The organism is Ramlibacter lithotrophicus (assembly GCF_012184415.1).
Classification (GTDB): Bacteria; Pseudomonadota; Gammaproteobacteria; order Burkholderiales; family Burkholderiaceae_C; genus Ramlibacter; species Ramlibacter lithotrophicus.
The window spans coordinates 25,869-39,699 of record NZ_VTOX01000009.1; the positions used below are offsets into that span (position 1 = coordinate 25,869).

At 69.4% G+C, this 13,831-nt stretch carries 10 protein-coding genes; all 10 read right to left on the minus strand.

The features are described from left to right. Positions 1 to 23: 23 nt before the first annotated feature. Complete coding sequence (gene nirK, locus RAMLITH_RS20080; protein WP_168109236.1) at positions 24 to 1,532, minus strand: copper-containing nitrite reductase; 1,509 nt, start codon at positions 1,530 to 1,532, stop codon at positions 24 to 26. Between the two features lie 228 nt (positions 1,533 to 1,760). Continuing rightward, the gene (locus RAMLITH_RS20085) at positions 1,761 to 2,522 is read right to left on the minus strand and encodes a gamma-glutamyl-gamma-aminobutyrate hydrolase family protein (protein ID WP_168109237.1); all 762 of its coding nucleotides are present in this window, start codon (positions 2,520 to 2,522) and stop codon (positions 1,761 to 1,763) included. Between the two features lie 94 nt (positions 2,523 to 2,616). After that, the gene (locus RAMLITH_RS20090) at positions 2,617 to 3,579 is read right to left on the minus strand and encodes a tripartite tricarboxylate transporter substrate binding protein (protein WP_168109238.1); all 963 of its coding nucleotides are present in this window, start codon (positions 3,577 to 3,579) and stop codon (positions 2,617 to 2,619) included. 126 nt (positions 3,580 to 3,705) lie between these two features. After that, positions 3,706 to 4,242 carry a hypothetical protein gene (locus RAMLITH_RS20095; protein WP_168109239.1) on the minus strand — a complete coding sequence of 179 codons (537 nt, stop codon included), beginning with the start codon at positions 4,240 to 4,242 and terminating at the stop codon, positions 3,706 to 3,708. A 146-nt stretch (positions 4,243 to 4,388) separates the two neighbouring features. Further along, entirely contained in the window at positions 4,389 to 10,478 is a 6,090-nt protein-coding gene (locus RAMLITH_RS20100) for an excinuclease ABC subunit UvrA (protein ID WP_168109240.1), read from the minus strand. A gap of 127 nt (positions 10,479 to 10,605) precedes the next feature. Then, entirely contained in the window at positions 10,606 to 11,247 is a 642-nt protein-coding gene (locus tag RAMLITH_RS20105) for a 2-hydroxychromene-2-carboxylate isomerase (RefSeq protein ID WP_168109241.1), read from the minus strand. Beyond that, entirely contained in the window at positions 11,244 to 11,471 is a 228-nt protein-coding gene (locus tag RAMLITH_RS20110; RefSeq protein ID WP_168109242.1) for a DUF1289 domain-containing protein, read from the minus strand. The genes RAMLITH_RS20105 and RAMLITH_RS20110 overlap by 4 nt, the downstream gene beginning before the upstream one ends. Then, on the minus strand, positions 11,471 to 11,971 hold the full coding sequence (locus tag RAMLITH_RS20115) for a YbaK/EbsC family protein (RefSeq protein WP_168109243.1): 501 nt from the start codon (positions 11,969 to 11,971) through the stop codon (positions 11,471 to 11,473). The genes RAMLITH_RS20110 and RAMLITH_RS20115 overlap by 1 nt, the downstream gene beginning before the upstream one ends. A gap of 5 nt (positions 11,972 to 11,976) precedes the next feature. After that, entirely contained in the window at positions 11,977 to 12,885 is a 909-nt protein-coding gene (locus tag RAMLITH_RS20120) for a hydroxymethylglutaryl-CoA lyase (protein ID WP_168109244.1), read from the minus strand. 4 nt (positions 12,886 to 12,889) lie between these two features. Beyond that, complete coding sequence (locus RAMLITH_RS20125; RefSeq protein ID WP_168109245.1) at positions 12,890 to 13,810, minus strand: 2-hydroxyacid dehydrogenase; 921 nt, start codon at positions 13,808 to 13,810, stop codon at positions 12,890 to 12,892. Between the last annotated feature and the right edge of the window lie 21 nt (positions 13,811 to 13,831).

Consider the following 13,831-nt stretch of genomic DNA (forward strand, 5'->3'; position numbering starts at 1 on the left):
GCATTGCGAGGGGAAGCTCGGGCTCAGTGCGCCATGCCGCCGGTCGCGTTGTAGATGGTGGCATCGGCCGGGCCGGTCACCTCGATCGCGCCCACCAGGCCCTTGCCGGCGCGCGACAGGGCATGGTCGACCAGCAGGTACTTGCCGGGGTAGTCCATCTTCATCTCGACCATCGTCGCGCCGCCGGCGGGCACCAGCGTCGTCTGCACGTCCTTCTTGATGGTCGTGAGCGAACCCTCGCTGTAGACCTTGTCGAAGATCTCGCCGATCACGTGGAACGAGGAGATCTTGTTGGGGCCGCCGACGCCGAAGAACAGGCGCACCGTTTCACCGACCTTGGCCGACATCTTGTGCTCCTTGGTGAGGGAGCCGACGGCGCCGTTGAACACGTAGTAGTCGGGCATCTCGGCCGCCATCTTGTTGACGTCGAAGTCCTGGTGGCCCTTGGTGCCGTGCGCATGCTTGGTGTAGATGTCACCCTGCATCACGTAGTACTCCTTGTCCACCTTGGGCAGCCCGCCTTCGGGCTCGACCAGGATCATCCCGTACATGCCGGCCGAGATGTGGTGCGGCACCAGCGGGGTCGCGCAGTGGTACACGTACAGGCCCGGGTTCAGTAGCTTGAACTGGATCGTCTTTTCCTGGCCGGGCGCGACCTGGGTGTGCTCGCCGCCGCCGTGCCCGCCGGTGACGGAGTGCAGGTCGATCGAGTGGATCTGCTTGCTGCTCTTCGCGTTGGCGAGCGTCAGCTCGATGGTGTCGCCGACGCGGGCGCGCAGCATCGGCCCCGGGACCTTCCTGTCGAACGTCCAGTATTCGAAGGTGGTGCCGTCGTCGAGCTTGCCCGTGAGTTCCACCGTCTCCATGCGCCACTTCAGGAACTGCGGCGCCCGCGCGCCGATCGGCTTGGGCACGAGGTTCGGGTCCATCGAAACGCTCACGGCGCGCGGGTCGGCGCCGGGAACGCCGGGCGCGGTGTACAGCTGCTCCACGCCGCCCTTGACGCCGCTCCTGGGCGCGGCCGCCTTGCCGGCCTCGGCCTTCGCGACGCTCTTGACCGCACCCTCGGGCACCGGGACGGCGGCGGCGGAGTCGCCGGCCACCTCGAACGTGCCTTCCATGCCGATCTGCTTGTGGCCGGGAATCGAGCAGTAGTACGTGAACTTGCCGGCGGTGGTGACCTTGAAGCGAACCTTGACGGCGCCGCTCTTGCCGTCGAATTTCGGCGAAGCGACCTTCAGTTCGTCGATCACGATGTCGTGCTGGGCGCCCTCACCGCTCTTGAGCGTGATCTCCACGGTGTCGCCGACGTTGGCGCGCAGCACCGGGTTGGCCTGGCCCTTCTCGTCCAGGAACACCATCTTGCCGTCCTTCATGCCGGTGGACAGCGAGATGCTCTTGACGGCCGTTGCGGCTGCGGCGGGCTTGCCCTTGGCGGCCGCGGGAGCGGCGCTCGCGAGCGCCGGGACGGTGAGGCACAGCGCGGCGGCCAGCGCGAGCGGCGTCAGGTTCTTCTTGAAATCGGTGTACATCGGATCAACCCTCTCGTCATCGCATCGCGTTGTTGATGCGGTGAGGAAAGTGTCTTGGAAGATGCTCTTGCCGTACACCTTCAAACGGCGGGCGCTTGATCCATGGCAAACGCCGCGATCCGATGCGTGTTTCTTGACTTTGCGCAAGCCGCTGACGGGCAGCGACCGTGGTACAGGCGCGCCGCTATTCGACCCGCGGACAACACACCGGCTGCGGCAGCGGCCGGCTCACGCCGCGGCGCGCCGGCGCCGGTGCTCGGCGCAGGCCTGCGCGAATGCCTCCAGCGTGCGCGCGTAGAACGGGTTGCTCTCGTGCCGCCACTCCGGATGCCACTGCACGCCGAAGGCGAACGCCGGCGCATGCTCCACCCGCACGCCTTCGACCAGGCCGTCCGGCGCATGGGCCTCGGCGACCAGTCCCTGCCCGATCCGCTTGATCCCCTGGCCGTGGAGCGAGTTGACCATCACGGACTGCGCGCCGGCCCATTGCGCGAACGCGCTGCCGGGCGCCAGCAGCACCTGGTGGCGGGTGGCGAACTGCGCTTCGAGGTCGCCCTCGGGCTCGCGGTGGTCCATCATCCCGGCCTCGGCATGCACCTGCTGGTGCAGGCTGCCGCCGAGCGCAACGTTGATCTCCTGCAGGCCCCGGCAGACGCCGAACAGCGGCGTGCCGGCCGCGACCGCGGCCGGCACCAGCGCCATCGTCAGCGCGTCGCGGCGCGGATCGAGCAGGTCGGTGGCCAGCGCGGCGCCGCCGAAGCGGGTTGCCTCCACGTTGGACGGCGAGCCGGTGAGCAGCACGCCGTCCACCATTGGCAGCAGGTCGGCGACGTCCGCCGCGCCGGCCATCGGGAACAGCACCGGCTGCAGGTCCAGTGCGGTGACGGCCGCCGCATAGCGATCGGCCAGCACCGTGTAGCCGCCAGGGTCCGACAGGTCGAGATTCCGGTGGCAGGCAGGCAGCCACACCAGGGGCTTGTGCGCGCGCATGCCGCGCATCATCGCTCACGGCGCACGGCCGGCGCGACAGCGCGGCCCCGACCTGGCGTCGGACGGCGCCGACGCCCGGCCGGCCCAGGCTGGGCTACTGGGCCTTGAAGAGGCCGAGCTTCTCGACCAGCGCCTTCTCGCGGGCGAAGGTCTCCTGTGCGAATTTCGCGTACTGCGCCGAGTCCATGTAGATCGGGATCATGTCGTAGCGGGCCAGCGCCTGCACGTAGCTCGGATCGTCCATCGCCTTCTTGAAGGCGTCGTGGAGCTTCTTGACGACGTCGGGCGGCGTGCCGCGCGGCGCGCCGATGCCGAACGGCGAGTTCTGCACGATGTCCAGGCCCAGCTCCTTCAGCGTGGGCGCGGTCGGGAACTTGGCCAGTCGCTGCTCGCCCCAGGTGTTGAGCACGCGCAGCTTGCCCGACTCGACCAGCGGCGCGAAACCGGTGGAATCGGCGGCCGCCATGATGTGGCCACCGACGATCGCCTGGGCGAGCTCGGAGCTGCCCTTGTACGGGATGTGGTTGAGGGTGATGCCGAGCTTCTGCGCGATCAGCTCGGTCGTCAGGTGCGGGCTGGTCAGCGTGCCGGTCGAGCCGTAGCTCAGCTTGCCGGGATTGGCCTTGGCATAGGTGACGAAGTCGTTCCAGCTCTTCATCGGGCTGTCCGCCGGCACCACGATGCCGAAGGCGTAGCCTGTCACGTTGATGATGTAGCTGATGTCCTTGACCGGATCCCAGGTCATCTTCGTGGTGTACGGCAGGCGGAACACGCCCAGCGGGATCTGCGCCAGCGTGTAGCCGTCGGCGGCCGAGCCCTGCAGCTGCTGCGCGGGCAGCGTGCCGCCGGCGCCGGGCTTGTTTTCGACGATCACCGGCTGGCCGAGCACCTTGCCCGCGTTCTCGGCGAGCTGGCGCATCGTGATGTCGGTGGGCCCGCCGGCCGGGAACGCGATGACGAGCTTGATCGGCTTGGCGGGAAAGGACTGGGCAAAGGTGCCGAAGGCGGGGGCCGCGAGGGCGGCGGCGGTGAGCTGGACGAGTTGTCGGCGGCGCATGGGATCCATCGCTAGAACTGGGACCCGTCATTTGACACCAGCCGCGCGCGGCCGCGCATCCGGACCGACCCGCCCGCGACGGCTCGCACTGCAGAACGCAGCACGAACCGCGCGGGCGCGCGCCGGTCAGCAGCCCTCGGGGCGGTCGCCGCGCATCGGGATCGATCCGGTCAAGGTGATCGACTGACCCGTGTTCTGGGTCGACGTGAGCACGGCTCCGTCGTAGATGATGCGGTTGTTCGGCTTGTCGACGATGGCGCGGGTGGTACCGGCCATCGCGAACTCGATCGTGTTGATCGACACCACGGTGTTCTCCAGCGCATTGGTGCCCGGGAGGTAGCGGATGTCGCCGTCCATGCGGCGGGCCGGCGTGACGCCCTGCTGCTCCAGCGCACTGAAGCGGAAGCGGCAGGTCTCGACCGGGGCGCCGATCGGATCCACCTTGGTCACGTTGTTCAGGAAGATGTTGTTCGACGCATAGGTGCCGCTCAGCGCGGTGCCGGCCGGCGCCGCGACGTTCATGCTGGCACTGAGGCCGCTGGCGGAGGGATCGCGCTCATCGACGAAAACGCCTTCGTCATCGCCGCCGCCGCCGCCGCAGGCGGAGAGCAGGACGGCCAGGGCGGCAGCAGGCGCGAGGACCCGGAAAGAGATCTTGGTCATGGTGGTGCAACGGACAAGTGATGGGAAGACCGCAGGCTAGCCAGCGCCCTCCCACACCTGTGTCGTCCTCCGGCTGACAGCAGCGTAGGACGGTCCTGTTGAACGGTATCCGCTGCGTATCCGGGCGTGACAAAGATGCGTCGCTCCTACCGCGACAGCACCGGCGCCAGCGCCTTCCCCGTGTGCGTGCCGCGCGCCACCAGCTGTTCGGGCGTGGCCTCCGCGACGACCCGTCCACCGGCCGAGCCCCCTTCCGGGCCGAGGTCGATCACCCAGTCGGCCTCGGCGATCACGTCGAGGTCGTGCTCGATCACCACGACGCTGTGGCCGCCGTCGACCAGCCGGTGCAGCACGCGCACCAGCTTCTCGACGTCGGCCATGTGCAGTCCGACCGTCGGCTCGTCCAGCACGTACAGCGTGTGCGGCGACTTCTGGCCGCGCCGCGTGACGTCGTCGCGCACCTTGGACAGTTCGGTCACCAGCTTGATGCGCTGTGCCTCGCCGCCGGAGAGCGTCGGCGACGGCTGGCCCAGGGTGAGGTAACCCAGTCCCACGTCCTTCAGCAACTGCAGCGGATGGCTGATGCTGGGCATGGCGGCGAAGAACTCCACCGCCTCGTCGACTTCCATCTGCAGGACGTCGCCGATGCTCTTGCCGCGCCAGGTGACGGCCAGCGTCTCCGGCGCGAAGCGCGCGCCGTGGCACGACTCGCACGGCACCTTCACGTCGGGCAGGAAGCTCATGCCGATCGTGCGCATCCCCTGGCCTTCGCAGGTCGGACAGCGTCCCTCGCCGGTGTTGAACGAGAAGCGGCCCGGCCCGTAGCCGCGGGCGCGCGCCTCCAGCGTGTCGGCGAACAGCTTGCGGATGGTGTCCCAGAAGCCGATGTAGGTGGCCGGGCAGGAACGCGGCGTCTTGCCGATCGGCGTCTGGTCCACTTCCAGCACACGGTCGATCACCTGGTAGCCCTCGAGGCCCTTGCAACCGACCCAGGGCGGCCGCTTGCCGGCCGCATCCGCGTCCCGCCCGGCCTTGGTGGTGCGCTGCTGCACCACCGCCTGCACGTTGTGCAGCAGCACGTCGCGCGCCAGCGTCGACTTGCCGGAGCCCGACACCCCGGTCACCGCCACCAGCCGGCGCAGCGGCACGTGCACGTCGACGTCGCGCAGGTTGTGCAGGTCGGCGCCGCGCAGCTTCAGGAATTGCGTGGCGGCGCTGCCGGCCACGACGTCGGCGGCGAGGCCGCTCGCGATCTGCGCCAGCAGCGAGCGCGGCTTCCTGCCCTTGACGAGCGGGGCGGCGATCTCGGCGACCGGGATGGCCGCCAGCGACGCATCGGCGGGATCGACGTCGCGCCGCGGCTTGACCGGGTGCCTCATCGCATGCAGCAGGTAGCGGCCGGTCACCGACTCTCGGGCCGCCGAGATATCGGCGGCGGTGCCTTGCGCGACGACGCGGCCGCCGCGCTTGCCGGCGCTGGGACCGATGTCGATGATGTGGTCGGCGCGCCGGATCGTGTCCTCGTCGTGCTCCACCACCACCAGCGTGTTGCCCTTGTCGCCCAGCTTGTGCAGCGCGTCCAGCAGGATCTGGTTGTCGCGGGCGTGCAGCCCGATGGTCGGCTCGTCCAGCACGTAGCAGACGCCTTGCAGGTTGGAGCCGAGCTGCGCCGCGAGGCGGATGCGCTGGGCCTCCCCGCCCGAGAGCGTCGGCGCCCCGCGGTCCAGCGTCAGGTACCCCAGCCCTACCTCCTCGAGGAACTCGAGCCGGCTGCGGATCTCGGGGATCAGGTCGCGGGCGATGCCTTCCTCGCGGACCGAGAGCACGCCCTTGACCTGCAGGCTTTCGATCCAGCGCCGCACGTCGACCACCGACAGGGCGGCGATCTCCGAGATCGCGGTGTCGTCGAAACGCACGCTGCGCGCCTGCACGTTGAGGCGCGCGCCGTGGCAGGCGGGACAGGCTTCCTCGCCCACGTCCTCGATCTCGGGCTCGGCGAAGGTCTGCTCACGGCCCTTGTCGTCGCCGGCCAGCACCGTGTCGTCGAAGGCCTTGCGCTGCTCGCGCGTGAGCCGGACGCCGGTGCCGACGCATTCCGGGCACCAGCCGTGCTTGCTGTTGTACGAGAACAGGCGCGGGTCCAGCTCGGGGTAACTGGTGCTGCACACCGGACAGGCGCGCCGGGTGGAGAACACTTCGACCTTGCCGATATGGTGATGCGAGCCGAGGCCGGCCTCGAATGCGCCGCGCAGCCCGTCCAGCGGCGCCAGCACGTGCAGCACCCCCTTGCCATGTTCCAGCGCCTCGGCGACCTTGCGCCGCAGCAGGTCCTCGTTGGCCGGCGTCACGTCGAGGTCGCACACCGGCAGTTCGATCGTATGCTCCTTGAAGCGGTCGATGCGCGGGAAACCGGTCGTCGGCAGGAAGTTGCCATCCACCCGCAGGTGCGTGTAGCCGCGCGGCCGGGCCCAGTCGGCCAGCTCCGTGTAGACGCCCTTGCGCGCGATGACCAGCGGCGCCAGCAGCCCGATGTGCTGGCCGCGGTAACGCCGCATCAGTTGTGCGACGATGCTTTCCGGCGTCTGCGGCCGGACTTCGGCACCGTCCTTGACGCAGTGCTGCACGCCCAGCTTCACGTACAGCAGGCGCAGGAAGTGCCAGACCTCGGTGGTCGTGCCGACGGTCGATTTGCGCCCGCCGCGCGACAGCCGCTGCTCGATCGCCACCGTCGGCGGGATGCCGTACACCGCGTCGACCTCGGGCCGGCCCGCCGGCTGCACGATGCTGCGGGCATAGGCGTTGAGCGACTCGAGGTAGCGCCGTTGCCCTTCGTTGAACAGGATGTCGAAGGCCAGCGTCGACTTGCCCGAGCCGGAGACGCCGGTCACCACGCTGAACCTGTTGTGCGGGATGTCCACCGACAGCGACTTGAGGTTGTGCTCGCGGGCGTTGACGATCTGGATGGCCTGCGGCCGCTTGCCCAGATAGGCGCCCTCCCCGAAATTGGGGTCAGATTCCAATTTCGAAATTGGAATCTGACCCCAATTTCGGTGCCGCGCTGGCTCGCTCACCATCCCCAGCGTCCCGTCGTACTCCCGCAGCGCCTTGGCCGTGTGCGAATCGGCGTGCAGCTTCACTTCCTCGGGCGGACCTTCGGCGACCACCAGCCCGCCGGCGTCGCCGCCTTCCGGCCCGAGGTCGATCAGCCAGTCGGCCGCGCGGATCACGTCGAGGTTGTGCTCGATCACGATGATCGAGTTGCCGTTTTCGAGCAGCTTGCGCAGCGCCCGCATCAGCTTGGCGATGTCGTCGAAGTGCAGGCCGGTGGTCGGCTCGTCGAACAGGAACAGCGCGCCGCGCGTGGCCACGGCCTGCCGGCTGGCCGTGGCGGTCTTCGCCGCCTGCGCCAGGAAGCCGGCGAGCTTGAGCCGCTGCGACTCGCCGCCCGAGAGCGTCGGCACCGGCTGGCCGAGCTTCACGTACTCGAGCCCGACGTCCACGATCGGCTGCAGCGCGCGGATCACGTCGCGGTCGTTCGCGAACATGGCCGCCGCCTCGCTCACGGTGAGCTCCAGGACGTTGGCCACGTTCAAGGTGCGGCCGCCGCGCTCGATGCCGATCTCCAGGATCTCGGGCCGGTAGCGCTTGCCGTCGCAGTCGGGGCAGCGCAGGTAGACGTCCGAGAGGAACTGCATCTCGACGTGCTCGAAGCCGGAGCCGCCGCAGGTGGGACAGCGGCCGTCGCCCGAGTTGAAGCTGAACTTCGAGCCTGTGTAACCGCGCTGCCGGGCCAGCGGCGCGTTGGCGAAGATCTCGCGGATGCAGTCCCACGCGCCGACGTAGCTCACCGGGTTGGAGCGCGCCGTCTTGCCGATCGGCGACTGGTCGACGAACACGACGTCGCGCAGGTGGTCAGCGCCGAGCAGCCGGTCGTGGTCGCCGGCCGCCTCGCTCGCCTTGCCGAAGTGCCGCATCAGTGCCGGGGCCACGATGTCCTGCATCAGCGTGGACTTGCCGGACCCCGACACCCCGGTGACGCACACCAGCCGCTGCAGCGGGAATTCCACGGTGACGTTCTTCAGGTTGTGTTCGCGCGCGCCTTCCAGGACCAGCCGCGGCGTGGACGCCGTCACGGCGCGCTTGAAGCCCATCCCCACGTGCTTGCGGGCGCCCAGGTAGGCGCCGGTGAGCGTGTCGGCCTGCCGCAGCTCCTGCGTGGTGCCGTCGAACACGATCTGCCCGCCGCGCTCGCCGGGGCCTGGCCCCATGTCGATGATGCGGTCGGCCGCCACCATCACCGCCGGATCGTGCTCCACGACGACCAGCGTGTTGCCGGCGTCGCGCAGCCGGTGCATGGCCTCGGTGATGCGGTTCATGTCGCGCGGATGCAGCCCGATGCTGGGCTCGTCCAGCACGAACAGCGTGTTGACCAGCGAGGTGCCGAGCGCCGTCGTGAGGTTGATCCGCTGCACCTCGCCGCCGGACAGCGTGCGGCTCTGGCGGTCGAGCGTCAGGTAGCCGATGCCGACATCCACCAGGTACTTCAGGCGGGTGGTGATTTCCTCGTAGAGGAGCTTGAGGGCCTGCGCTTCGCCATGCCTCGCGCCCGGGTTTGCCCCTTCCCCCTCTGGGGGAAGGTTGGGATGGGGGCTTGCGGCGCCGCTGCCCTCACCCCCGCCCTCTCCCGGAGGGAGAGGGAGTGAATTCCCCTTGCTCCCTTTCCCGTTTGCGGGAGAAGGTTGGAGTGAGGCCGCGTCGCTCCCTCTCCCGCTTGCGGGAGAGGGTCGGGGTGAGGGTGAAATCCGATCGAAGAACCTCCGCAGCCGCTCGATCGGCAACAGCATCAGATCGTGCAGGCACAGGCCGGGCAAGGCCTCGAGCTGCGCCCGCGACCAGCCGGTGCCGGCCGGCAGGAAGCGCTTCGCGGGGTCGAGCACCGCATCGGCATCCTCCTTCGTGCCCAGCCGCCACAGCAGGCTGTCGGTCTTCAGCCGGGCGCCGCCGCAGGCATGGCACGGCGTGTAGCTGCGGTACTTCGACAGCAGCACCCGGATGTGCATCTTGTAGGCCTTGCTCTCGAGGTATTCGAAGAAGCGCCGGATGCCGTACCACTGCTTGTTCCAGTTGCCTTCGCGGTAGTTGGGCGCGCCGTCGATCACCCACGCCTTCTGGTCCGGCGTCAGCTTGTACCAGGGCGTGTCGCGAGGGACGCCGGCCGCCTCCGCGTGCCGCATCAGGTCGTCCTGCGCTTCGGCCCAGGCCGGCGTCTGCAGGGTCTTGATCGCGCCGGCGCGCAGCGTCAGCTTGTCGTTGGGGATGACCAGGCCGTAGTCGACGCCGATCACCCGGCCGAAGCCGCGGCAGGTCTCGCACGCGCCGACCGCGGAGTTGAAGGAGAACATCGACGGGATCGGGTCGGCGTAGCGCAGGTCGCTCTCGGGGCAGTGCAGGCCGGTGGAGAACTTCCACACATCGGGGACGGATTTCGGCGCCGCGCCCTGCGGTTCTGCGGAATTGGGGTCTGACCCCGATTCCTGGACGTACACCGACATCCGCCCGGTGCCGCGCTTCAACGCCACCTCGATCGCCTCGATGGCGCGGGCCTTCTCCACGTTCCGGACCCGGAACCGGTCGGCGACGACGTCCAGCATCTTGCGCGGCCCGGTCGGCGTGGCGACCTCGCGCTCCGCCTGCACCCGCGTGAAGCCGCTGGCGGCCAGCCACTGTTCCAGTTCCTCGGCCGACGTGCCGCCCGGCAGTTCCACCGGAAAGGTGACCACGAGGCGCGGATCGCCGGCGGCCGTACGCGCCATCAATTCGGCGTAGATCGTCTCCGGCGTGTCGTGGCGCACCCGCAGCGCGGTCTGCCGGTCGAACAGCTCGCCGGCCCGCGCGAACAGCAGCTTCAGGTGGTCGTTCAGCTCCGTCATCGTGCCGACGGTGGAGCGCGACGACCGCACCGGGTTGGTCTGGTCGATCGCGATCGCGGGCGGCACGCCTTCCACCCGGTCCACCGCCGGCTTGTCCATGCGGTCGAGGAACTGGCGGGCGTACGCGGAGAACGTCTCCACGTACCGCCGCTGCCCTTCGGCATACAAGGTGTCGAACACCAGGCTGGACTTGCCCGAGCCGCTGGGGCCGGTCACCACCGTCAGTTCGCCGGTGCGCAGGTCGAGGTCGAGGTTCTTGAGGTTGTGCTGTCTGGCGCCGCGGATGCGGATCAGGCCCTGGGTCATACGGCGGTCGGTTTCCGGAGTTGGCCGAACATTCTAGGGATGAGCCGGAACATCCTCGGCCATGGGGGTATCCACTCGGTTACAGCCGGCGACAGTTTCCGCCGCGCCGGAACCGTCCGGCCAGGCCCTACCGACCGCGAGTGATCCCCGCACCCACCTGGCGCGCGCGCTCCCAGTCGCCGCCGGCGAACCAGCCGTCGTCCTCGAGATACGCCCGCAGCATCGGCAGCGCATCGAATCCCCAGAACAGCTTGTCGTCGACGGCACAGGTCGGCACGCCGAAGACGCCGCGTGACAGCGCATCCTCGGTATTGGCCTTCAGCTCCGCCTTGACGGCGTCGCCGGCCGGATCCCGCGCGGGCTTCAACAGCTGCGCCAGCACCTCGAGCCGCTGCGCCTCGACCGCATCGGCCCCGCCACGCCAGACGTGGCGGAACACCGTTTCGCAGACGTAGCGGTTGGCGGCGCCGCCGGCGCCGCAGGCCACGGCCAGCCGCAGCAGCGCCAGCGGATTGAAGGGATGCGTCGCCGGCAGGTCCAGCGGGATGCCATGCCGGTGCGCGTTCCAGAGCACCTGCCGGTAGGTCCAGTCCCGCTTGGGGGCGATCTCGGCCGGGCCGAGCTGCCCGTGGTGTTTCAGCAAACCGGCGAACAGCACCGGCCGGTACTCCACCCCGTAGCTCAGGCCCTGCAGCGCCTGCGGCAGCTGCTCGAACGCCAGGTAGGAATAAGGCGAGATGAAATCGAGGAAGAAGGTGATCCGCTTCATGGCTGGGGCTCCTCGGCACGCTGCACGATCTTGCGCCACACGTCACGCCTGGCCGCATCGTCCATCTGCGACCAGCCGGCGATTTCCTGGATCGTGCGGCAGCAGCCGACGCACAGCCCGCTGCCGGCGTCCATGCGGCACACCGACACGCAGGGCGACGGTACGTCGCCCGCGGCATTCGCCACGACCACCCGTGCCAGCCGCGCGAGTTCGCCGGCCGCCATCAGGCGGGAACCTGCGTCACGTCCGCCACCGGGGCGCCGGTGAGCCGCTCCAGGTCCTGCGGCGCCAGCTTGAACACGCCGTGCGGATGCCCCGCCGCGGCCCAGATCTCGTCGAAGCGGAACAGCTCGCGGTCGATCAGCGTCACCGGCGGCTGCGCATGCGCGAGCGGCGAGACCCCGCCGATCGAGAAGCCGGTGCGGGCCTTGACGAACTCCGCGTCCGCGCGCCCGGTCTTGCCGACCAGCGCATCCACCTTCTTTTCGTCCACCCGGCGGTCGCCCGAGGTGATGACCAGCACCGCGGCATCGTCGTCCTTGCGGCGGAAGATGATGCTCTTGGCGATCTGGCCCACGGCGACACCCAGCGCGTCCGCCGCCTGCTGCGCGGTGCGCGCGGCGTCGCTCAGCATGACCGGTGCGTGCGGATGGCCCTGCTCCTGCAGCGCCCGCGCCACCCGCTGCATCCCTTCGGGCAGGGCGCCGACTTCGGCTCCGCACATCGCCGTCATCCCTGCCGCTTGTTGAGGAGTGCCGTCGCCGCGCGCGAGTTCGGCGGCCGCCGCAGGAAGTCGCTGATGTACTTGCCCGCATCGACCAGCTTGTCCAGGTCGATGCCGGTGGCTATGCCCATGCCGTGCAACATGTAGACCACGTCCTCGGTGGCGACGTTGCCGGTGGCGCCTTTCGCATAGGGACAGCCCCCCAGGCCGGCGCACGAAGTGTCGTACTGCCAGACGCCCATCTGGAGCGCCGCCAGCGTGTTGCCAAGCGCCTGCCCGTAGGTGTCGTGGAAATGGCCGGACACGTCGTCCAGGTCGTAGTGCTTCAGCGCCGCCTCGAGCGCGCGCTGCACCTTCAGCGGCGTGCCAACGCCGATGGTGTCGGCCACGCCGACGTGCTGCACGCCGATGCCTTTCATCAGGCGCGCGACCAGTTCCACGTTGGCGGGCGACACCTCGCCTTCGTAGGGGCAGCCGACCGCCACCGAGATGGCGCCGCGCACGTGGATCCCGTGTTCGCGCGCGGCGCTTACCACCGGCGCGAAGCGCTCGATGCTCTCGGCGATCGAGCAGTTGATGTTGCGGTGGCTGAAGGCCTCGCTGGCGGCGCCGAAGACCACGATCTCGTCGGGCCGGCAGGCCAGCGCCGCCTCGAATCCCTTCATGTTGGGCGTCAGCACCGAGTAGCGCGCGCCCGGCCGGCGCTCGATGCCGGCCATGACCTCCGCGGCATCGGCCATCTGCGGCACCCACTTCGGCGAGACGAAGCTGGTGACCTCGATCTCCTTCAGCCCCGCATCCTGCAGGCGGTGGACCAGCCCGATCTTCACTTCGGCCGGCACCGGCGCCTTCTCGTTCTGCAGGCCGTCGCGCGGCGCGACGTCGACGATCTTGACTCGGCTGGGATATTTCATGAGTTCAGTATCCTCGCTTGGGATCGACCACGCCGGCGACGGGTTCTCCCCGCTCCAGCGCCAGGATCTTGCCGGCGATCTGCGCGATGCTCTCGTCGCGCAGCGTCCGCGCCGAGGTATGCGGCGTCACGGCGATCTTCGGATGCTGCCAGAACGGGTGGCCGGCCGGCAGCGGCTCGGTGCGGAACACGTCGAGTGCGGCCCCGGCGAGGTGGCCGCTGTCCAGCAGCGCCAGCAGGTCCTCGTCCACCAGGTGCGCGCCGCGCGCCACGTTGATGACGTAGCCGCCATGACGCAGCAGGCCGAGCGTGCGGGCATTCATGATGTCCTGCGTTTCCGGCGTCAGCGGCAGCAGGCACACCAGGACGCGGGTGGACGCCAGGAACTCGTCGAACTGCTCCGCGCCGGCGAAGCAGCGCACGCCCGCGACCTGCCTGGGCGTGCGGCTCCAGCCCAGCGTCGGAAAATCGAACTGCGCCACGGCCCTGGCGACGCGCTCGCCGAGCACGCCCAGACCCATCACGCCGACCGGGAAGTCGGCGCGGGCCAGCGGCTTGCGGTAGGTCCATTCACCCCGGGCGATGTCGGCTTCGTAGGCGTCGAGTTCGCGGAAGTGCCGGATCACGGCGTGGCAGACGAACTCCGCCATCTGCACCGCCATGCCGGCATCGTCGATGCGGACCACGACGGCGTGGGGCGGCAGCTTGCACTTGACGAGGGCATCCACCCCGGCGCCCATGTTGAAGACGCCCTTGAGGCCGGGCTGTTCGTCGAAGAACTGCTGGGGCGGCGACCACACCACGGCGTGGTCGGCCTGGGGCGCGCCGGGCTGCCATTTTTCGACGATGGCGCCGGGCAAGGCCGCGCGCAGGCCGGCCAGCCAGGGTTCGGGCTTCGGGCCGGGAGAACAGAAGGTGATGCGCATTGTCTGGTGGTGGAACTGCGG